The 18,881-nt window shown below is 55.6% G+C and carries 22 protein-coding genes; 12 read left to right on the top strand and 10 right to left on the bottom strand.

Going from position 1 to position 18,881, the window contains the following annotated elements:
• Positions 1 to 35 precede the first annotated feature (35 nt).
• A complete protein-coding gene (gene yjeM / locus ACOTXD_RS10455; protein WP_061856182.1) occupies positions 36 to 1,535 on the bottom strand; it encodes a glutamate/gamma-aminobutyrate family transporter YjeM in 1,500 nt (499 codons plus the stop codon).
• Between the two features lie 178 nt (positions 1,536 to 1,713).
• A complete protein-coding gene (gene epmA / locus ACOTXD_RS10460) occupies positions 1,714 to 2,691 on the bottom strand; it encodes an elongation factor P--(R)-beta-lysine ligase (protein ID WP_003855960.1) in 978 nt (325 codons plus the stop codon).
• A gap of 310 nt (positions 2,692 to 3,001) precedes the next feature.
• On the opposite strand from epmA, the gene frdA reads away from it, so the two are divergent.
• The 4 genes from frdA to frdD are packed head-to-tail and all read left to right on the top strand — an operon-like array spanning position 3,002 to position 6,295.
• The gene (gene frdA / locus ACOTXD_RS10465) at positions 3,002 to 4,792 is read left to right on the top strand and encodes a fumarate reductase (quinol) flavoprotein subunit (RefSeq protein WP_023324036.1); all 1,791 of its coding nucleotides are present in this window, start codon (positions 3,002 to 3,004) and stop codon (positions 4,790 to 4,792) included.
• The gene (locus ACOTXD_RS10470) at positions 4,785 to 5,519 is read left to right on the top strand and encodes a succinate dehydrogenase/fumarate reductase iron-sulfur subunit (RefSeq protein WP_003855955.1); all 735 of its coding nucleotides are present in this window, start codon (positions 4,785 to 4,787) and stop codon (positions 5,517 to 5,519) included. Before frdA ends, ACOTXD_RS10470 begins: the two co-directional genes overlap by 8 nt.
• A gap of 10 nt (positions 5,520 to 5,529) precedes the next feature.
• Positions 5,530 to 5,925 (top strand): fumarate reductase subunit FrdC, encoded by a 396-nt coding sequence (gene frdC, locus ACOTXD_RS10475; protein WP_003855953.1) that lies wholly within the window; start codon positions 5,530 to 5,532, stop codon positions 5,923 to 5,925.
• 10 nt (positions 5,926 to 5,935) lie between these two features.
• Positions 5,936 to 6,295, top strand: a complete 360-nt coding sequence (frdD, locus tag ACOTXD_RS10480; protein ID WP_000609653.1) for a fumarate reductase subunit FrdD — start codon at positions 5,936 to 5,938, stop codon at positions 6,293 to 6,295.
• A gap of 29 nt (positions 6,296 to 6,324) precedes the next feature.
• On the opposite strand, the gene ampR is transcribed toward frdD, so the two are convergent.
• Positions 6,325 to 7,200, bottom strand: a complete 876-nt coding sequence (gene ampR, locus ACOTXD_RS10485; protein ID WP_047054051.1) for a LysR family transcriptional regulator AmpR — start codon at positions 7,198 to 7,200, stop codon at positions 6,325 to 6,327.
• Positions 7,201 to 7,332: 132 nt separating this feature from the next.
• On the opposite strand from ampR, the gene ACOTXD_RS10490 reads away from it, so the two are divergent.
• Positions 7,333 to 8,478 (top strand): cephalosporin-hydrolyzing class C beta-lactamase ACT-69, encoded by a 1,146-nt coding sequence (locus ACOTXD_RS10490; RefSeq protein WP_048209719.1) that lies wholly within the window; start codon positions 7,333 to 7,335, stop codon positions 8,476 to 8,478.
• 158 nt (positions 8,479 to 8,636) lie between these two features.
• Positions 8,637 to 9,167 carry a lipocalin family protein gene (locus ACOTXD_RS10495; RefSeq protein WP_048209718.1) on the top strand — a complete coding sequence of 177 codons (531 nt, stop codon included), beginning with the start codon at positions 8,637 to 8,639 and terminating at the stop codon, positions 9,165 to 9,167.
• Here ACOTXD_RS10495 and sugE read toward each other — a convergent pair.
• Entirely contained in the window at positions 9,164 to 9,481 is a 318-nt protein-coding gene (gene sugE, locus ACOTXD_RS10500; RefSeq protein WP_003855944.1) for a quaternary ammonium compound efflux SMR transporter SugE, read from the bottom strand. The two genes, ACOTXD_RS10495 and sugE, sit on opposite strands and share 4 nt — an antisense overlap.
• A gap of 262 nt (positions 9,482 to 9,743) precedes the next feature.
• On the opposite strand from sugE, the gene ACOTXD_RS10505 reads away from it, so the two are divergent.
• A complete protein-coding gene (locus tag ACOTXD_RS10505) occupies positions 9,744 to 10,343 on the top strand; it encodes a helix-turn-helix transcriptional regulator (RefSeq protein ID WP_022650247.1) in 600 nt (199 codons plus the stop codon).
• A 37-nt stretch (positions 10,344 to 10,380) separates the two neighbouring features.
• Here ACOTXD_RS10505 and ecnB read toward each other — a convergent pair whose 3' ends face one another.
• The 3 genes from ecnB to efp form a co-directional block, all read right to left on the bottom strand.
• Entirely contained in the window at positions 10,381 to 10,527 is a 147-nt protein-coding gene (gene ecnB, locus ACOTXD_RS10510) for a lipoprotein toxin entericidin B (protein ID WP_003855942.1), read from the bottom strand.
• A 108-nt stretch (positions 10,528 to 10,635) separates the two neighbouring features.
• The gene (locus ACOTXD_RS10515; protein ID WP_003855941.1) at positions 10,636 to 10,767 is read right to left on the bottom strand and encodes an entericidin A/B family lipoprotein; all 132 of its coding nucleotides are present in this window, start codon (positions 10,765 to 10,767) and stop codon (positions 10,636 to 10,638) included.
• Positions 10,768 to 10,824: 57 nt separating this feature from the next.
• Positions 10,825 to 11,391 (bottom strand): elongation factor P, encoded by a 567-nt coding sequence (efp, locus tag ACOTXD_RS10520; protein ID WP_003855940.1) that lies wholly within the window; start codon positions 11,389 to 11,391, stop codon positions 10,825 to 10,827.
• 40 nt (positions 11,392 to 11,431) lie between these two features.
• Between efp and epmB the strand changes: the two genes are divergently transcribed.
• Positions 11,432 to 12,460 (top strand): EF-P beta-lysylation protein EpmB, encoded by a 1,029-nt coding sequence (gene epmB / locus ACOTXD_RS10525; protein WP_003855939.1) that lies wholly within the window; start codon positions 11,432 to 11,434, stop codon positions 12,458 to 12,460.
• A gap of 65 nt (positions 12,461 to 12,525) precedes the next feature.
• Here epmB and ACOTXD_RS10530 read toward each other — a convergent pair whose 3' ends face one another.
• Positions 12,526 to 12,879 carry a DUF4156 domain-containing protein gene (locus tag ACOTXD_RS10530; protein WP_003855938.1) on the bottom strand — a complete coding sequence of 118 codons (354 nt, stop codon included), beginning with the start codon at positions 12,877 to 12,879 and terminating at the stop codon, positions 12,526 to 12,528.
• A 233-nt stretch (positions 12,880 to 13,112) separates the two neighbouring features.
• On the opposite strand from ACOTXD_RS10530, the gene ACOTXD_RS10535 reads away from it, so the two are divergent.
• From ACOTXD_RS10535 to iadA, 3 genes are read left to right on the top strand one after another with little or no spacing between them, the layout of a single operon-like run.
• Entirely contained in the window at positions 13,113 to 13,760 is a 648-nt protein-coding gene (locus tag ACOTXD_RS10535; RefSeq protein WP_126501086.1) for a nucleoside recognition domain-containing protein, read from the top strand.
• On the top strand, positions 13,757 to 14,218 hold the full coding sequence (locus ACOTXD_RS10540) for a YjiG family protein (RefSeq protein ID WP_032661233.1): 462 nt from the start codon (positions 13,757 to 13,759) through the stop codon (positions 14,216 to 14,218). The genes ACOTXD_RS10535 and ACOTXD_RS10540 overlap by 4 nt, the downstream gene beginning before the upstream one ends.
• Positions 14,219 to 14,228: 10 nt before the next feature.
• On the top strand, positions 14,229 to 15,392 hold the full coding sequence (gene iadA, locus ACOTXD_RS10545) for a beta-aspartyl-peptidase (protein WP_421766409.1): 1,164 nt from the start codon (positions 14,229 to 14,231) through the stop codon (positions 15,390 to 15,392).
• 65 nt (positions 15,393 to 15,457) lie between these two features.
• Here iadA and groL read toward each other — a convergent pair whose 3' ends face one another.
• Both groL and ACOTXD_RS10555 read right to left on the bottom strand, forming a co-directional pair.
• Positions 15,458 to 17,104, bottom strand: coding sequence for a chaperonin GroEL (gene groL / locus ACOTXD_RS10550; protein ID WP_003855930.1), 1,647 nt, complete (start codon positions 17,102 to 17,104; stop codon positions 15,458 to 15,460).
• 40 nt (positions 17,105 to 17,144) lie between these two features.
• Positions 17,145 to 17,438: a co-chaperone GroES gene (locus tag ACOTXD_RS10555; protein WP_003855929.1), complete on the bottom strand. Its 294-nt coding sequence runs from the start codon at positions 17,436 to 17,438 to the stop codon at positions 17,145 to 17,147.
• 178 nt (positions 17,439 to 17,616) lie between these two features.
• Between ACOTXD_RS10555 and yjeH the strand changes: the two genes are divergently transcribed.
• Entirely contained in the window at positions 17,617 to 18,864 is a 1,248-nt protein-coding gene (gene yjeH, locus ACOTXD_RS10560) for an L-methionine/branched-chain amino acid transporter (RefSeq protein ID WP_058691871.1), read from the top strand.
• Positions 18,865 to 18,881 lie beyond the last annotated feature (17 nt).

The following is an 18,881-nucleotide window of genomic DNA, read 5'->3' on the forward strand; positions in this document are numbered from 1 at the left end:
CCTTTCCCCCTCCCCATCGGGAGGGGGTCAATCCTTTATGCCACTTCTGCTACACAGGCCGTCGAGCGACGACGGTAATGCTCATAAATCCCCATTGCCAGCAGCGAGAAGAAGATCGGTCCGCCAACCATCCACAGCGTGCTGTTCCAGTCATTTGCCTCAACAACGGGCTGAATGACGGTAAAAATGTTGGCGAACGCGACGACCAGCACCACAACAGTGGTCGCCAGCAGCGTCGCCGCACGGGTTTTGAAGATCACAAACGGTCGTTCCAGATCCTGCTTCGCCTTAAAGAACGGGAACGCCAGGGTCAGGAACAGATACGGAAGCGTCATCGATACGTTTGCCATCAGGGTCAGCTTGTTATAGAACGCCGACGCGGTATCACCGCCGAAGGACACCAGCAGAATGAACACGCACACCAGCATGCACTGCATCCACATCGCGTTGGCAGGCATACCGGAAGCGTTCAGCTGAGTCATACGTGCAGGCCACAGCGCCTTTGGCGTCCCCTGAATAATCGCTTTCAGCGGCGAGTAGATCAGCGTGAAGAACGCGCCAGTATAGGCGAGGAACATCGACAAACCGGTAATCCGCGCAAACCAGATCCCCAGGGTGGCCGACGTTTCCGGCGCGAGATCCATGGCGTTGCCCAGCGTCACCCCCAGGCTTTTCATCAACACGTAGGTAATGTTGCCGAGGTTGGTAGTGTTATTGCTCAGTACCTGCTGCCAGTTGGTGCTGACGCCCCAGAGGAAAATCGCCAGTGAGTAGCCAATGGATATGACGATGGCGGCAAAGATAATGCCTTTGGCGAAGTTCTTTTCCGGATTTTCGGTTTTGTCGACCAGGCCGCCCACGGCTTCAATTCCACCGTAAGCAAAGATGGCAAACACCACGAAGGAGAGCATGGCCAGTCCGGACTGGTAACCCGGATTAGGCGATGAAACGAAGTTGACTTCCTGTGCGAAATGCCCGCCGTTCAGGCACAGAATGGCGATGCTGACCAGCAGCAGCACCAGGTTCAGGCACATCACGGAAATACCGCCAACGGCAGTGATACGGGCAATTTTGTTGATGCCTTTCGAGGCCACCAGCGTGACCACCACCATCCAGCACACCGCCAGAATACCGACCACCTGCGTGGAGCTCAGCCCCGCCAGAGACCAGACCTGCGTTTTATCCGCACCGAAGAGAAACGTTGAGAACGGCACCCAGACCTTGGCCGCCGTGCTGACCATCCAGACGACGTAGGATGAAAACCACATGAACGTACCGATAAACGCATAACGCGGACCGACGCTGTTGTTCATCCACGAATAGATGCCACCCTCTTCTTTCCGGTACGCCGAGCCCATCTCCGCCATCATCAGCGCAAACGGGATAAAGAAGAACAGAGCGGAAACGATATAAAACGGCGTCGCGCTGTAGCCCATCAGATAAAACGCGGACGGGCTATTGGCAAAGCCAAAGACTGACGTAAAAATCATCAGAATGAGCCCGGTAAGGGTCATTTTTTTGAGTGAGTGAGACATATAACCATCCGAAACGGAATTAAACTGCGCGGATGGTAGCAGATGACCAGACAAATATTGTGGCTATCCGAGGCAATTTAAGAAAAAGACCCGTGTATAGCGAAAAGAGCAGTTTTTAATGTGGCAGTGTTAAATGACCGAGTAGGCCGGGTAAGCGACAGCGCCACCCGGCATTTTTTCAGGCGCGATCGACCGTAAAGGCAATCACATCGCCCAGCTGCTCGGCACCCAGCGCCAGCATGACCAGACGATCCACACCCAGCGCCACGCCGGAGCAGTCCGGCAAACCGGCCTTAAGCGCTTCCAGCAGGTTGGTGTCAATCGGCTGCTGCGGCAGACCGCGCGCGTTGCGCTTGCGGTTATCCTGCTCGAAACGCTGCTGCTGTTCGCGCGCGTCGGTCAGCTCGTGGAAACCGTTCGCCAGCTCAATGCCTTTGAAGTACACCTCAAACCGTTCCGCCACGCGGTGATCTTCGGTGCTGATCTGCGCCAGCGAGGCCTGGCTGGCCGGGAAGTGATAGACAAACGTCGGACGATCTTTACCAATTTGCGGTTCAACGCCAAAGGTGAACAGCAGTTGCAGCAGCGTGTCGCGATCCTCTTCGTTATCCGCCACGTTGCTCAGATCCAGTTTTGCCGCCACTTCACGCAGCTGTGTTTTATCAGCCGACAGCGGATCAATTTCCAGATGACGCTGGAAGGCCTGCTGATAGGAGAGCGTTTCAGCTTCCGCGCAATCCAGCACCTGTTGCAGCAGATCGTCGACTTCGTTCATCAGACGATACATGTCGTAGTGCGGGCGGTACCACTCCAGCATGGTGAATTCCGGATTATGGTGTCGGCCCATCTCTTCATTACGGAAGCTACGGCACAGCTGATAGACCGGACCACACCCGGCCGCCAGCAGACGCTTCATATGGTATTCCGGGCTGGTCATCAGATACAGATTCATGCCCTGAGAGTGGCCTGGGCCAACAAAACGGGTTTCAAACGGGACCAGATGAATATCCGTGACCGTCGCCTGACTCATGCACGGCGTTTCCACCTCCAGGACGCCGCGGTCGGCAAAGAAACGGCGGATCTCCGCCATAATTGCTGCGCGCTTTAGCAGGTTTGGAATGGATGCGCTCGGCTGCCAGGTGGCCGTTTCGCTCATGAGTTATTTCTCCGTTTTCAGACAAGGGCACGAAGTCTACTCGCAAGCCGGGGCAGAGACAAATTTTGCACAGTAAAAGTCCCTTTTCATTGCACAGAGAAATACTGTGACGCCATTCATTAATCACGATGATAAATCACCGCACAGAACAGCAAAAAAATCGAACACGTCAAATTTCCCTCACTTCTACGCGGTTATACTGTTTTACCCATAAAGGAGCAGTGGAATCGCTTCCGCAATCGCCCGTTCGGGCAGGTGAACGTCCTTTAGCTCATCGCGTTGCGGGAAAACAAAAATCTGGAGGAATGTCGTGCAAACTTTTCAAGCCGATCTTGCCGTAATAGGCGCTGGCGGGGCTGGATTACGCGCTGCAATTGCTGCGGCACAAGCCAATCCGAACGCTAAAATCGCATTGATTTCAAAAGTCTATCCGATGCGCAGCCACACGGTAGCCGCAGAAGGAGGATCCGCTGCCGTCGCGCAGGATCATGACAGCTTCGAATACCATTTCCACGACACGGTTGCAGGGGGCGACTGGCTTTGCGAACAGGATGTCGTTGATTACTTCGTGCACCATTGCCCAACGGAGATGACCCAGCTGGAACAGTGGGGATGCCCGTGGAGCCGCCGTCCGGACGGGAGCGTCAACGTCCGCCGCTTCGGTGGCATGAAGATCGAACGCACCTGGTTTGCCGCCGATAAGACCGGCTTCCACATGCTGCACACCCTGTTCCAGACCTCCCTCCAGTTCCCACAAATCCAGCGCTTTGACGAACATTTCGTTCTCGACATTCTGGTCGACGACGGTCATGCGCGCGGACTGGTGGCGATGAACATGATGGAAGGCACGCTTGTCCAGATCCGCGCTAATGCGGTGGTGATGGCAACGGGCGGCGCGGGCCGCGTATACCGCTACAACACCAACGGCGGCATCGTCACCGGTGACGGTATGGGCATGGCGCTCAGCCACGGCGTCCCGCTGCGTGATATGGAGTTCGTCCAGTATCACCCAACCGGCCTACCGGGCTCCGGCATACTGATGACGGAAGGCTGCCGCGGCGAAGGCGGAATTCTGGTCAACAAAAACGGCTATCGCTATTTGCAGGATTACGGCATGGGTCCGGAAACCCCACTTGGCGAGCCGAAAAACAAATACATGGAACTCGGCCCTCGCGACAAAGTCTCTCAGGCTTTCTGGCACGAGTGGCGCAAAGGCAACACCATCTCAACGCCGCGCGGCGACGTGGTGCATCTCGACCTGCGTCATCTCGGCGAGAAGAAACTGCTGGAGCGTCTGCCGTTTATCTGCGAGCTGGCGAAAGCGTATGTGGGCGTCGATCCGGTGAAAGAACCGATCCCGGTGCGTCCAACCGCGCACTACACCATGGGCGGCATCGAAACCGATCAGCAGTGCGAAACCCGCATCAAAGGGCTGTTTGCGGTGGGCGAGTGTTCCTCCGTCGGTCTGCACGGCGCAAACCGTCTGGGCTCGAACTCGCTGGCTGAGCTGGTGGTCTTTGGTCGCATGGCGGGCGAACGTGCGGTGGAGCGTGCCGCAACGGCAGGTGAAGCTAACAGCGCGGCGCTGGATGCGCAGGTTGTAGACGTCGAAAAACGCCTGAAAGACCTGGTGAACCAGGAAGGTAACGAAAACTGGTCGAAGATCCGCGACGAAATGGGGCTGTCGATGGAAGAAGGCTGCGGGATCTACCGTACGCCAGAGCTGATGCAGAAAACCGTCGATAAGCTGGCGGAGTTGCAGGAGCGCTTCAAGCGCGTGCGTATCACCGACACTTCCAGCGTATTCAATACCGAACTGCTTTATACCATTGAACTGGGCCACGGCCTGAACGTCGCAGAATGTATGGCCCATTCCGCCCTGGCGCGTAAAGAGTCCCGCGGCGCGCACCAGCGTCTGGATGAGGGCTGCACTGAACGTGACGACGTCAATTTCCTTAAACACACTCTCGCCTGGCGCGATGCGGATGGCACCACCCGTCTGGACTACAGCGACGTGAAAATCACCACGCTGCCACCGGCGAAACGCGTGTACGGTGCAGAAGCAGAAGCCGCCGATAAGAAGGAGAAGGCGAATGGCTGAGATGCAAAAACTGAAAGTTGAAGTGGTGCGCTACAATCCGGAAGTGGACGCCGCGCCGCATAGCGCTTTCTATGAAGTCCCTTACGACGAGCAAACCTCCCTGCTGGATGCGCTCGGCTATATCAAAGATAACCTGGCCCCAGACCTGAGCTACCGCTGGTCCTGCCGCATGGCAATTTGCGGCTCCTGCGGCATGATGGTCAACAAGGTGCCAAAGCTGGCGTGTAAAACCTTCCTGCGTGATTACACCAAAGGCATCAAGGTTGAAGCGCTGGGCAATTTCCCGATTGAGCGCGATCTGGTGGTCGACATGACCCACTTTATCGAAAGCCTCGAAGCGATTAAGCCGTACATCATCGGCAACCCGCGCACACCGGATCAGGGGCCAAACACTCAGACGCCCGCGCAGATGGCGAAATACCATCAGTTCTCCGGCTGCATCAACTGCGGCCTGTGCTACGCCGCCTGTCCACAGTTTGGCCTGAACCCTGAGTTTATCGGCCCGGCCGCCATTACCCTGGCGCACCGCTATAACGAAGACAGCCGCGACCACGGCAAAAAAGAACGTATGGCCCAGTTGAACAGCCAGAACGGGGTCTGGACCTGCACGTTTGTCGGTTACTGCTCCGAAGTCTGTCCGAAGCATGTCGACCCGGCCGCCGCCATTCAGCAGGGTAAGGTGGAAAGCTCGAAAGACTTTCTTATCGCTACCCTGAAACCACGCTAAGGAGTGCATGATGACGACTAAACGCAAAGCCTACGTGCGACCAATGCCGTCCACCTGGTGGAAAAAACTGCCGTTTTATCGCTTCTATATGCTGCGTGAAGGCACGGCAGTTCCCGCGGTCTGGTTCAGCCTCGAACTGATGTACGGGGTGTATGCCCTCAAGCACGGCCCGGAAGCCTGGGCCAGTTTTGTGGGCTTCCTGCAAAACCCAATCATCGTAGTACTGAACCTGATTGTGCTCGCCGCCGCGCTGCTTCATACCAAAACCTGGTTTGAACTGGCGCCAAAAGCAGCGAACATCATTGTAAAAGGCGAAAAAATGGGGCCAGAGCCGGTCATTAAAGGGCTCTGGGCAGTGACAGCAGTTGTCTCTGTGGTCATTCTGTTTGTCGCACTGTTCTGGTAAGGAGACTACTGTGATCAATCCAAATCCAAAACGTTCAGACGAGCCGGTTTTCTGGGGGCTGTTTGGCGCAGGCGGCATGTGGAGCGCCATTATTGCCCCGGTCATTATCCTGCTGGTCGGGATCATGCTGCCGCTGGGGTTGTTCCCGGGCGATGCGCTGAGCTATGAGCGCGTACTGGCCTTTGCGAGCAGCTTTATTGGCCGCGTGTTCATCTTCCTGATGATCGTCCTGCCGCTGTGGTGTGGTCTGCACCGTATCCACCATGCGATGCACGATCTGAAAATCCATGTGCCAAGCGGTAAATGGGTCTTCTACGGTCTGGCGACCATTCTGACGGTCGTCACGTTGATTGCCGTGGTCACCATCTGACTGAACAGGCCCGCCATCCGGCGGGCTTTTTACTTTTTCATCTTCTCCACCAGCCACCGGGAAAATTCGCGCATGGCTGGCGTTTCTGCCCGGGACTGCAATCGGGTCAGCCAGTAACTGCCGAGCTCAATCTGCGTCGCAAAGGGCTGTACAATGCGCTCGCTGGCTAACAGATGGGTAAACATATCGACAGGCGCAATGGCAATGCCCACCCCTGCCTGAGCGGCCTCCAGCATGGTCACGGACGAATCAAATACCATCACGCGGTGCGTTGGCGAAGGGGGATGCTCGCCGGCCGCCTGCATCCACGCGGTCCATTCATCGCGTCGGTAAGAGCGCAGCAGCGTAAACCTGAGGATGTCGGCCGGACTGTGCAGACTGGCGGCGATATCGGGCGTACACAGCGGCGCGAGCGGCGCATGACAAAGGAATTCAGCCTCGGTGCCGTGCCACGCCCCGCCACCGTAGCGGATCGTATAGTCAAGCCCTTCGGCAACCGGATCAACGCGGTTGTTATGGGTGGAAAGCTGAAGATCGATGTGCGGATAGCCACGGCGAAAATCCTCCAGCTGCGAGAATAAAACCCCGGTGGCAAATGTACCCACCACGCCGATTTTCAGCTTCTCCTGCGCACGATGGTTAGCGAAGCGATCCAGCATTCCGGCTATACGATCGAAAGAATCATTCAGCACCGGCAGTAAATTTTCACCCTCGGTAGTCAACATCAGCCCGCGCGACACGCGAACGAACAGCTGACAGTTCAGGTGCTGCTCCAGCGTTTTCACATGCTGGCTAATGGCTGAATGGGTCACGTTCAGCTCAATGGCCGCATGCGTAAAGCTGAGATGTCTCGCGGCGGCTTCAAAAGCCCGAAGCGAATTGAGGGGGAGATAGCTTCGCGTCATGGTCTCTTCCGTTAGAAAAATTAACAGCTAATGCTAAATTTAACCGTTTGTCAGACACAGTCAAATCTAACAGACTACGCCTGTCTGACGGGCCCGGACATCCCCTTGACTCGCTATTACGGAAGATTACTGATGATGAAAAAATCCCTTTGCTGCGCCCTGCTGCTCGGCCTCTCTTGCTCTGCTCTCGCCGCGCCAGTATCAGAAAAACAGCTGGCGGAGGTGGTCGCGAATACGGTTACCCCGCTGATGAAAGCCCAGTCTGTTCCAGGCATGGCGGTGGCCGTTATTTATCAGGGAAAATCGCACTATTACACGTTTGGCAAGGCCGATATCGCGGCGAATAAACCCGTTACGCCTCAGACCCTGTTCGAGCTGGGTTCTATAAGTAAAACCTTCACCGGCGTTTTAGGTGGGGATGCCATTGCTCGCGGTGAAATTTCGCTGGACGATCCGGTGACCAGATACTGGCCACAGCTGACGGGCAAGCAGTGGCAGGGTATTCGTATGCTGGATCTCGCCACCTACACCGCTGGCGGCCTGCCGCTACAGGTACCGGATGAGGTCACGGATAACGCCTCCCTGCTGCGCTTTTATCAAAACTGGCAGCCGCAGTGGAAGCCTGGCACAACGCGTCTTTACGCCAACGCCAGCATCGGTCTTTTTGGTGCGCTGGCGGTCAAACCTTCCGGCATGCCCTATGAGCAGGCCATGACGACGCGGGTCCTTAAGCCGCTCAAGCTGGACCATACCTGGATTAACGTTCCGAAAGCGGAAGAGGCGCATTACGCCTGGGGCTATCGTGACGGTAAAGCGGTGCGCGTTTCGCCGGGAATGCTGGATGCACAAGCCTATGGCGTGAAAACCAACGTGCAGGATATGGCGAACTGGGTCATGGCAAACATGGCGCCGGAGAAGGTTGCCGATGCCTCACTTAAGCAGGGCATCGCGCTGGCGCAGTCGCGCTACTGGCGTATCGGGTCAATGTATCAGGGTCTGGGCTGGGAGATGCTCAACTGGCCCGTGGAGGCCAACACGGTGGTCGAAGGCAGCGACAGTAAGGTAGCGCTGGCGCCGTTACCCGTGGCAGAAGTGAATCCACCGGCTCCCCCGGTCAAAGCGTCCTGGGTCCATAAAACGGGTTCTACTGGCGGGTTTGGCAGCTACGTGGCCTTTATTCCTGAAAAGCAGGTCGGTATTGTAATGCTCGCGAATAAAAGCTATCCGAACCCGGCACGCGTTGAGGCGGCATACCATATCCTCGAGGCGCTACAGTAAAACATTGCCGGGTGGCGCTGCGCTTACCCGGCCTACACAACGCGTGAACTTTGTAGGCCGGGTAAGGCGAAGCCGCCACCCGGCAAAACCCCCTACACAATCTCCCGCATTTTCCCTGCTGTCATCTACACTTAACAAAAAACAGTAAGGAAACTCCTATGCGCATTCTGCCTGTTATTGCCGCAGTAACAGCCGCGTTTTTAGTGGTTGCTTGCAGTTCCCCTACTCCTCCGCCTGGCGTCACGGTAGTCAGTAATTTCGACGCACAGCGCTTCCTCGGCACCTGGTATGAAATCGCCCGAATGGACCATCAGTTCGAACGGGGCTTAGAAAAAGTCACGGTCAACTACAGCGCGATGGATGACGGCGGGATCCGGGTCATTAACCGCGGCTATAACCCGGATCGCCAGATGTGGCAGCAGTCAGTTGGTCAGGCCTATTTCACCGGCGCGTCTAACCGCGCGGCCATGAAAGTCTCTTTCATCGGCCCATTCTACGGCGGGTATAACGTCATTGCGCTGGACAGAGAGTACCGCCATGCGCTGGTGTGTGGGCCGGATCGCAACTATCTGTGGATCCTCTCCCGCACGCCAACGATCCCGGCGGAAATGAAACTGCAGATGCTGGACATAGCGACCCGGCAAGGGTTTGACGTGACGAAATTACTCTGGGTAAAACAGCCGCATTAGTGGGTACTGAGTTTTAACCCGATGATACCCGCGACGATTAACGCGAGGCTGGCGATGCGCGCCAGGCTCGCAGACTCCCCCAGCAGCAGAATACCGGTAATGGCAGCCCCTACCGCGCCAATTCCCGTCCAGACAGCGTAAGCCGTTCCGACTGGCAAGCTTCGCATCGCCCATGACAACATGACGATACTGACAATCATTGCGGCGATAGTGATGACGCTGGGCGTCAGGCGGGTAAAACCATGGGTATATTTCAGGCCAATTGCCCATACCACTTCGAGCAAACCGGCAATAACAAGAACGATCCAGGACATATCAGGCTCCTTAACTTAACGACAAGTTGGGGCCGTCCCCGATGAATGAAGCGCTTACGGGTCGTCCCGCAAGGCTGAGGTTGCGCCTTATATTTTGGTTAGCATGGAATTTTTTTTCAAACTTTTTCTGCTGAACATGTTAAGGCAAGAAATAGCCTCAGTAAGACACGGAGTTCAGGCATTTATGACTCATCCGACTTCTCTATGATGATAGGCTTTCTGATGGCAGGAAGCCAAACCACTAGCCGACTGCGAAAATTTTATGTTTAAAATTCTTTTGATTGACCGTTGTCACTTCACCCGCACGGGATTTGAAGCCTGGGTCAATCATTCAGACCTGTTTTCGGGTCATTTCGTCGTAACCGGGGTAAATAATCTTTTCCTCGCCAGAGAGCATATCCTGCAATGGAAACCTGCGCTGGTCATCGCTGATTTATCTGGCTTCCGGCAGGATTTACACCATTTTCAGCAGCTATCCTCCCTGCTGATTGCCAGCGAAACATTGCCTTTTATTATGCTGCAATCAGGCCAGGAGCAAGAGATGACAGATTATCTGGCGCAGTTCCCGATATGGTCTTCTCTTTCCAAAAATACCGATCTGGAAAAACTAGCGGCGGTGATAAATGACGCGCTAACGTCATGCGCAAGCGCGGAGCTTCCGGAGATGGCGGCACCGTTACTGACGCGTCAGGAAGAGAGAGTTCTTAGCCTGTGGATGGATGGCGCGAGCAACCAGAAAATTGCCAGCAATCTGCGCATTAACGGAAAAACGGTGTACACGTACAAACGCAATATCCGCATGAAGCTACATATGGATACGCGCTACTCCCCGTTTTTATCGCTACAGGAAGTGGAGAATTGACGGTACGGTGAAATGACCTGCCGTACCGTCGCTTTCATTAGTTCTGAGCTTTGGTTGCTGCGCCAGAAATCGCGTTACCACCGTCGGAGATATCTTCCCCTACGCCACGGGTGGTGTTACATGCAGTCAGTACCGAAGAAAGCACCAGAACAGAAAAGATCGCTGCAATTGTTTTCTTAACCATAATATCTTCCTTTTATAGCCAAAGTTATTTTGTGTATAGCAACTTAAGAATAGACAAGATCTTGTCGTTTGACGGAAAAGGAAGAATTTTTAGGAAAATTAGACGGAATTAGCTGGCCGCATGGGAAATGATATGGCCGAGATCCTGGATATCTTCACCCATGCCACGCGCGGTGTTGCAACCGGAGAGAATTGCGCTGGAGAGCGCTAACAGAAGCAGAATTTTAACGGTACGTTTCATCTTCCCTGCCTGCAAAATCAGGCGCAGCGGGCGCTGCGCCTTACATCACGACGTAAATTACTTCACGCGGGATACGTATTCGCCGGAGCGGGTATCCACTTTGATCACTTCACCGATCTGTACGAACAGTGGCACTTTCACCACAGCGCCGGTAGACAGGGTGGCAGGCTTGCCGCCAGTACCTGCGGTATCACCTTTCAGACCTGGATCGGTTTCAACGATTTCCAGCTCAACGAAGTTCGGAGGCGTAACCGCGATAGGCTGACCGTTCCACAGGGTCACGATGCACTCAGCCTGATCCAGCAGCCACTTGGCGTTGTCACCAATCGCTTTTGCGTCCGCAGACAGCTGCTCGAAGGTTTCGTTGTTCATGAAGTGCCAGAACTCACCGTCGTTGTACAGGTAAGTCAGGTTCATATCGACAACATCAGCGCCTTCAGCGGAGTCAGTAGATTTGAAGGTTTTCTCAACACGGGTACCGGTCAGCAGGCGGCGCAGCTTTACGCGTGCGAATGCCTGGCCTTTACCTGGTTTAACGAATTCGCTGGCTTCAACCGCGTACGGTTCGCCGTCCATCATGATTTTAAGACCAGCACGAAAATCGTTGCTATAGTACGTTGCCATAAGGCCCTCTAAATTTGTTAACTGGTAGCTAAGCCACAAAATGGCGCATATTGTAACCCTAAACACCCCGTCCAGAGAAGATTGGTTATCGCAACTTGCCGATGTAATCACCAGTCCTGATGAATTGCTGCGTCTTTTAGACCTCGAACAGCACGAAGCGTTGCGTGCAGGTCGTGAGGCGAAACGCCTTTTCGCCCTGCGCGTTCCCCGCGCGTTTGTTGCCCGAATGGAAAAGGGCAATCCTGATGATCCGTTATTAAAACAAACGCTTACCTCTCAGGATGAGTTTATTACCGCCCCCGGCTACAGCACCGATCCGCTGCAAGAGCAGAACAGTGTCGTACCGGGTTTGCTGCATAAATACCGCAATCGTGCCCTGCTGCTGGTTAAGGGTGGTTGCGCGGTAAATTGCCGCTATTGCTTCCGTCGCCACTTCCCGTACGCCGAAAACCAGGGCAATAAGCGCAACTGGCAGGTGGCGCTGGACTACATCACGGCGCACCCGGAACTGGATGAAATCATTTTTTCCGGCGGCGACCCGCTGATGGCAAAAGATCATGAGCTGGACTGGCTGCTGACTCAGCTTGAGACCATCCCGCACATTAAGCGTCTGCGCATTCACAGCCGTTTACCGATCGTCATCCCGGCGCGTATCACCGACGCCCTGGTCACGCGCCTGGAGCAGTCCCGTTTGCAGGTGCTGCTGGTAAACCATATCAACCACGCGAATGAAATTGACGCGGACTTTCGTGCGGCAATGGCGCGTATGCGAAAGGCAGGCGTGACGCTGCTCAACCAGAGCGTATTACTGCGCGGCGTGAACGACAGCGCCCGCGTGCTGGCCGATCTCAGCAATGCCTTATTTGATGCGGGCGTTATGCCCTATTACCTGCATGTTCTGGATCGCGTCCAGGGCGCGGCGCACTTCATGGTGACAGATGAAGAGGCCCGGAAGATTATGCGCGAGCTGTTAACGCTGGTTTCAGGTTATATGGTGCCGAAGCTGGCACGTGAGATTGGCGGAGAGCCGAGTAAGACGCCGCTGGATTTGCAGCTGCGTCAGCAGTAAAAAGGCAGGTGGCGCTACGCTTACCTGCCCTGGAGATAAAGCGGCAGCGCCATCAAACGGTTATATCAGTTCGGGCACTTATAGACCTGGCCGTTCATCTGGCTGGCGGTTGGCACAAAGCTGGACAGCATCCCCTGCGTCGGGCTGCTTACCCCGTAAATCACGTTGCCGCCCATTGCCGCAGCCTGATTACGCAGGGCATTGGCCGCACCGCGCATAGAGCCGCCCTCTTCGCCGTGCTGCCCCGACATCCAGTTGCTTTGCTCGCCAGTGGCGGTGCCTAACAGCTGGCATTCGCTGCCCGGCTTATCTTCCACAAAGCGAACGCTCTGGCCCGCTGCCGTCAGCTCATTGCTGGTGCTACAACCCGCCAGCAGCAATGCTGCACCTACAATCCCTGCACAGACTTTTATGCGCATGTTATTCCTCGTTTTCAATAAGCTGGACAGTAGTTGTCCGCGTGTAAACCTTATACTAAAAAGATGACCAAAAGAAAAATGCTGAGCATTTCTGCGAGCCAGATTCCGCTGGCACTCCTCCGACATCTTAAATGAATTCTGATAATAACCTTTGGGATATCGTGTTTTAGCCCCCGATCGTTTTTAGTGATGCGACGTACAACTTTTGTACGCGACTCAAAAAAGGGGGTTTCATGAGTGCATCATCCTCAGGAGAGGAAAAAGTAACCTGGGTGGGCTATCTGGCGTTCGTGCTCACCATCGTATTTTTCTCAGGTTTTTTCGCCAAAAGTACCGAATGGTGGCGCGTGCTGGATTTTACCGTCCTGAACGGCAGCTTTGGACCGGTGAACGGTGCGCTGACGTTTCGCGGCGAGGGCGGCACGGGAGCGAAAGATGGTTTTTTGTTTGCCCTTGAACTGGCGCCCTCGGTCATTTTATCGCTCGGGATCATTGCCGTTACCGAGGGGCTGGGCGGGCTGCGCGCCGCACAACAGCTTATGACGCCCATTCTGCGCCCGCTGCTCGGCGTGCCGGGCATTTGCTCTCTGGCGCTTATCGCCAACCTGCAAAATACTGATGCTGCCGCAGGGATGACCAAAGAGTTGACCAACGAAGGGGCGATTACTGACCATGAGCGCGCCATTTTCGCCACCTTCCAGACCAGCGGTAGCGCCATTATTACCAACTATTTTTCTTACGGCGCTGCACTCTTTACCTTTATTACCGTCCCGGTAATCACGCCGCTTGCCGTCATTCTGGTGTTCAAATTTGTTGGCGCGAACTTTCTGCGACTGTGGATCGCCCACATGGAAGTTCGCTGCGCTCAGGAGGAAAAATGATCGCCCAGTCGCGTAAAAATATCATGGACTTGTTTATCGATGGCGCCCGCCGCGGCTTTACCATCGCCACCACCAGCCTGCTGCCGAACGTGGTCATGGCGTTTGTTATCATTCAGGCGCTCAAGGTAACCGGCCTGCTGGATATTGTCGGCAGGGTATGCGAGCCCATCATGGCTCTGTGGGGACTTCCGGGTGCGGCGGCAACGGTTCTTCTGGCCTCGGTGATGAGCATGGGGGGCGGTGTGGGGGTCTGCGCCAGTCTGGTCGCTGCCGGCACGCTCAACGGTCACGATGCCACCATCCTGCTGCCCGCCATCTATCTGATGGGTAATCCGGTGCAAAACACGGGCCGTTGCCTTGGCACCGCAGGCGTCAACCCGAAGTATTATCCGCACATCATCGCTGTCTGCGTCATTAACGCCCTGCTCTCAATGTGGGTGATGCAACTACTCTTCTGAGGAGATAAAAATGGATTTTTCAGTGCTGGAACCGCACCTTTTCCGCAATGCGCAGCTTTACGCTCCCGAGGATCTTGGGCATTGCGATCTGCTGATTGCCGGAGGAAAAATCGTCGCAGTCGAAAAAGCTGGCCACGCCACAATGAGGCCAGACTGTCCTGAAAGCGATCTCGCCGGAGCGGTGGTTTGCCCGGGGTTTATCGATCAGCATGTACACCTGATTGGCGGCGGCGGTGAAGCCGGTCCCCACACCCGGACGCCAGAGGTACGATTGTCTGCGCTGGTGGCGGCTGGCATCACCTCCGTTGTAGGCCTGCTGGGCACCGACGGCGTGACCCGCCATCCCGAGTCGCTGCTGGCGAAAACGCGGGCACTTGAGCATGAAGGGATCAGCGCATGGATGCTGACAGGCGCGTATGGCCTGCCTTCTCCGACGATCACTGGCAGTATCGAAAAGGATGTGGCGCTAATTGATAAAATCATTGGCGTGAAATGCGCGATTTCTGACCATCGCTCTTCCGCACCGGCAGATGACCAGCTCGCGAATATGGCCGCCCAGTCGCGCGTCGGCGGGCTGCTGGGCGCCAAAGCGGGGATATCCGTATTTAACCTCGGCAACAGCCCTAAACTGCTGGAGCCACTGCTTAACATCCTGAATAACGCCGACGTGCCTCGCACGAAGCTGCTGCCAACCCACGTCAACCGCGCCCAGGCACTGTTCCACGCCGCACTGGACTATGCCCGCGAAGGGGGGTACATCGACATCACCACCAGCATCAGTGAGCCCATTGATGCCGCTACCGCCATCGCGACGGCCCGTGACGCGCAGGTGCCGTTTAACCGGCTCACGCTCAGCTCGGATGGCAACGGCAGCCAGCCGAATTTTGACGCAAACGGTAATCTTGTTGGCATTGGCGTGGCGGGTTTTGAGTCCCTGCTTGATACGCTACAGCAGCTGGTCGGCCGGTATCACCTGCCTCTGGAGGAGGCACTTCTGCCATTTACGCGTAACGTGGCGGAGTTTCTCGGTCTGGAGCATAAAGGGCGGATCGCGCCCGGATGCGATGCCGATTTCCTGGTGCTGACGGATGACCTGAAGATCCGTGAGGTCTGGGCGAAAGGCCGCCAGATGGTGCGTGAAGGCGTGGTGTGCGTGAAAGGCACGTTTGAGTAGAAGATAATAAAAAACCCCGGGCATTGCTGCCCGGGGCTCGTTCTGAGAGGTTCAGAACAGCATGATTACATCATGCCGCCCATGCCACCCATGCCGCCCATACCACCAGCAGCACCTAAGTCAGGCGCGTCGCCTTTAGGCAGGTCGGTCACCATGCACTCGGTCGTGATCATCAGGCCAGCTACAGATGCCGCGTATTGCAGAGCAGAACGGGTCACTTTAGTTGGATCCAGGATACCGAAGTCGATCATGTTGCCGTATTCTTCAGTTGCCGCGTTGTAACCGTAGTTACCTTCACCCGCTTTCACCTTGTTCGCAACCACAGACGGCTCTTCACCGGCGTTGGACACGATCTGACGCAACGGAGCTTCCATTGCGCGCAGCGCAACTTTGATACCCACGTTCTGGTCTTCGTTCTGAGCAGTCAGGCCAGCCAGTTTAGCGGCTACACGCACCAGCGCGACACCACCACCAGCAACCACGCCTTCTTCTACCGCAGCACGGGTCGCGTGCAGGGCGTCGTCAACGCGTGCTTTCTTCTCTTTCATTTCAACTTCGGTAGCCGCACCGACTTTGATTACCGCTACGCCACCTGCCAGTTTCGCTACGCGCTCCTGGAGTTTTTCACGGTCGTAATCGGAAGTTGCTTCTTCGATCTGCTTACGGATCTGACCAACACGGCCCTGAATAGCGGCTTCTTCACCCACACCGTCGATGATGGTGGTGGTGTCTTTGTTGATCACAACGCGTTTCGCCTGGCCCAGGTCTTCCAGAGTCGCTTTTTCCAGCTCCATACCGATCTCTTCGGAGATCACGGTACCGCCGGTCAGGGTAGCGATATCCTGGAGCATCGCCTTACGACGATCGCCGAAGCCAGGTGCTTTAACCGCTGCCACTTTCACGATGCCACGCATGGTGTTAACCACCAGGGTCGCCAGCGCTTCGCCTTCAACGTCTTCAGCAATGATTACCAGCGGCTTGCCTGCTTTCGCAACGGCTTCCAGCACTGGCAGCATTTCGCGGATGTTGGAGATTTTCTTGTCAGCCAGCAGGATGAACGGGCTTTCCAGCTCAACAGCGCCAGTTTCTGGCTTGTTGATGAAGTATGGGGACAGGTAACCGCGGTCGAACTGCATACCTTCAACCACGTCCAGTTCGTCTTCCAGACCAGTACCGTCTTCAACGGTGATCACGCCTTCTTTACCGACTTTATCCATCGCTTCAGCGATCAGTTTACCTACGGTTTCGTCGGAGTTAGCGGAGATAGTACCAACCTGAGCAATGGCTTTAGAGTCAGAGCACGGTACGGACAGCGCTTTCAGTTCTTCAACAGCGGAAGCGACGGCTTTGTCGATACCACGTTTCAGATCCATTGGGTTCATGCCCGCAGCAACGGCTTTCAGGCCTTCGGTGATGATCGCCTGCGCCAGTACGGTCGCGGTGGTGGTACCGTCACCGGCAGCGTCGTTCGCTTTAGAGGCAACTTCTTTCACCATCTGTGCGCCCATGTTTTCGAACTTGTCTTCCAGCTCGATTTCACGTGCAACAGAAACACCATCTTTGGTGATGGTTGGCGCGCCGAAGGATTTGTCCAGCACTACGTTACGGCCTTTCGGGCCCAGAGTGACTTTCACTGCGTCTGCCAGTACGTTTACGCCGCGGAGCATTTTTACACGAGCGTCGTTACCGAATTTTACGTCTTTAGCTGCCATGTTCTTATTTCCTCAAATTCGTACAGTTTTCGTGCGTTAATTACGCTTCAACAATTGCCAGAATGTCGCTCTCGGACATGATCAACACTTCTTCATTGTCGATCTTCTCGGATTTTACGCCGTAGCCATCGTTGAAAATGACGATGTCACCAACTTTAACGTCCAGTGGCTGCACAGTTCCGTTTTCCAGGATGCGGCCCTTACCGACAGCGATGATTTCGCCACGCGTTGATTTTGCTGCTGCTGAACCGGTCAGAACGATGCCGCCAGCAGACTTGGTTTCAACTTCTTTACGTTTGACGATCACACGATCATGTAACGGACGAATACTCATTGATAGCTCTCCTTTGAGAAAGTCATTATCAGTTATGGATGACGCCGGTCCGCATGCGGTTTTCCGGCTAGTGCCCTGAGAGATGGGGATAGCTTTTTACCCCTTCAAGGGGTAATCGAAAAAAAATTTGCGAAAGTGTTACCATCCACTCTCTTTTGATGGTGGCGGGACGAGGTAAATGAGTGGACTCAGGCAGGAGTTGGGGCTGGCGCAGGGCATTGGCTTACTCTCAACGTCTTTATTAGGCACGGGGGTATTTGCGGTTCCCGCGCTGGCGGCGTTGGTTGCCGGCAATAACAGTCTTTGGGCATGGCCGGTGCTGATCGTGCTGGTGTTTCCGGTGGCGATTGTCTTTGCCATACTCGGGCGGCACTTCCCGAGCGCAGGCGGCGTAGCGCATTTTGTCGGCATGGCGTTTGGGCCGCGAATGGAGCGTGTCACCGGCTGGCTATTTTTGTCGGTGATACCCGTTGGCCTTCCGGCAGCCCTGCATATCGCAACCGGCTTCGGACAGGCGCTGTTTGGCTGGCACGATGAACAACTGCTGCTGGCTGAAATCGGTACGCTGGCGATTGTCTGGTGGGTTGGCTCGCGAGGGGCCAGTTCCAGCGCCAATCTGCAAACGCTGGTCGCCGTGTTAATTGTCGCGCTGATCGTCGCCCTCTGGTTTGCGGGTGACATTACGGTGGCGGATATTCCTTTCCCCGCGATTAACGACATCGACCACGCACAGCTTTTCGCTGCACTATCCGTCATGTTCTGGTGTTTCGTCGGTCTGGAGGCGTTCGCTCATCTGGCATCCGAGTTTAAACAGCCCGAGCGTGACTTTCCCCGCGCTCTGATGATTGGCCTGATGCTGGCGGGCACAGTGTATTGGGCCTGTACCGTACTGGTGCTGCACTTCAACGCGTTCAGTGAAGAGAAAGCCGCCGCCGCGTCGCTGCCGGGCATCGTGGTGCAGCTGTTTGGTGTTAAAGCCCTGTGGGTAGCCTGCGTGATTGGCTATCTCGCCTGCTTTGCCAGCCTCAACATTTATATTCAGAGCTTCGCCCGGCTGGTGTGGTCTCAGGCACTTTATAAACCGGATAGCCCCCTCTCACGCCTGTCAAAGCGTCAGCTTCCGGTGAATGCGCTGAATACCGTACTGGGCTGCTGCGTGGTGAGTTCCCTGGCCATTTATCTCCTCGACATCAACCTTGACGCGCTGATTGTCTACGCCAACGGTATTTTCATCATGATCTACCTGCTGTGCATGCTGGCGGGCTGTCGGCTACTGAAAGGACGCTTTAAGGCGCTGGCGGCTGTCGGGTGTGTCCTGTGCCTGATGCTGCTGGCGATGGTGGGATGGAAGAGTGTGTACGCCATCGTCATGCTGGCGGGACTGTGGGTGTTTTTACCGAAGCGGCAAGCTCCGCAGGCCCGGTGAGCGAGCGCCACCGGGCC

It is taken from the genome of Enterobacter cloacae complex sp. CDL013 (genome assembly GCF_049238805.1).
GTDB classification, from domain to species: domain Bacteria; phylum Pseudomonadota; class Gammaproteobacteria; order Enterobacterales; family Enterobacteriaceae; genus Enterobacter; species Enterobacter hormaechei_C.

Coding starts and splice junctions, on each gene's coding strand:
- epmA (WP_003855960.1), bottom strand. CDS start 2,691: ATGAGCGAAACGGCCACCTGGCAGCCGAGCGCATCCATTCCAAACCTG.
- ACOTXD_RS10470 (WP_003855955.1), top strand. CDS start 4,785: ATGGCTGAGATGCAAAAACTGAAAGTTGAAGTGGTGCGCTACAATCCG.
- ACOTXD_RS10535 (WP_126501086.1), top strand. CDS start 13,113: ATGAGTGCATCATCCTCAGGAGAGGAAAAAGTAACCTGGGTGGGCTAT.
- ACOTXD_RS10495 (WP_048209718.1), top strand. CDS start 8,637: ATGCGCATTCTGCCTGTTATTGCCGCAGTAACAGCCGCGTTTTTAGTG.
- yjeH (WP_058691871.1), top strand. CDS start 17,617: ATGAGTGGACTCAGGCAGGAGTTGGGGCTGGCGCAGGGCATTGGCTTA.
- ACOTXD_RS10555 (WP_003855929.1), bottom strand. CDS start 17,438: ATGAGTATTCGTCCGTTACATGATCGTGTGATCGTCAAACGTAAAGAA.
- ACOTXD_RS10490 (WP_048209719.1), top strand. CDS start 7,333: ATGATGAAAAAATCCCTTTGCTGCGCCCTGCTGCTCGGCCTCTCTTGC.
- yjeM (WP_061856182.1), bottom strand. CDS start 1,535: ATGTCTCACTCACTCAAAAAAATGACCCTTACCGGGCTCATTCTGATG.
- ACOTXD_RS10515 (WP_003855941.1), bottom strand. CDS start 10,767: ATGAAACGTACCGTTAAAATTCTGCTTCTGTTAGCGCTCTCCAGCGCA.
- sugE (WP_003855944.1), bottom strand. CDS start 9,481: ATGTCCTGGATCGTTCTTGTTATTGCCGGTTTGCTCGAAGTGGTATGG.
- ACOTXD_RS10530 (WP_003855938.1), bottom strand. CDS start 12,879: ATGCGCATAAAAGTCTGTGCAGGGATTGTAGGTGCAGCATTGCTGCTG.
- epmB (WP_003855939.1), top strand. CDS start 11,432: ATGGCGCATATTGTAACCCTAAACACCCCGTCCAGAGAAGATTGGTTA.
- ecnB (WP_003855942.1), bottom strand. CDS start 10,527: ATGGTTAAGAAAACAATTGCAGCGATCTTTTCTGTTCTGGTGCTTTCT.
- ACOTXD_RS10540 (WP_032661233.1), top strand. CDS start 13,757: ATGATCGCCCAGTCGCGTAAAAATATCATGGACTTGTTTATCGATGGC.
- ampR (WP_047054051.1), bottom strand. CDS start 7,200: ATGACGCGAAGCTATCTCCCCCTCAATTCGCTTCGGGCTTTTGAAGCC.
- frdC (WP_003855953.1), top strand. CDS start 5,530: ATGACGACTAAACGCAAAGCCTACGTGCGACCAATGCCGTCCACCTGG.
- iadA (WP_421766409.1), top strand. CDS start 14,229: ATGGATTTTTCAGTGCTGGAACCGCACCTTTTCCGCAATGCGCAGCTT.
- ACOTXD_RS10505 (WP_022650247.1), top strand. CDS start 9,744: ATGTTTAAAATTCTTTTGATTGACCGTTGTCACTTCACCCGCACGGGA.
- efp (WP_003855940.1), bottom strand. CDS start 11,391: ATGGCAACGTACTATAGCAACGATTTTCGTGCTGGTCTTAAAATCATG.
- groL (WP_003855930.1), bottom strand. CDS start 17,104: ATGGCAGCTAAAGACGTAAAATTCGGTAACGACGCTCGTGTAAAAATG.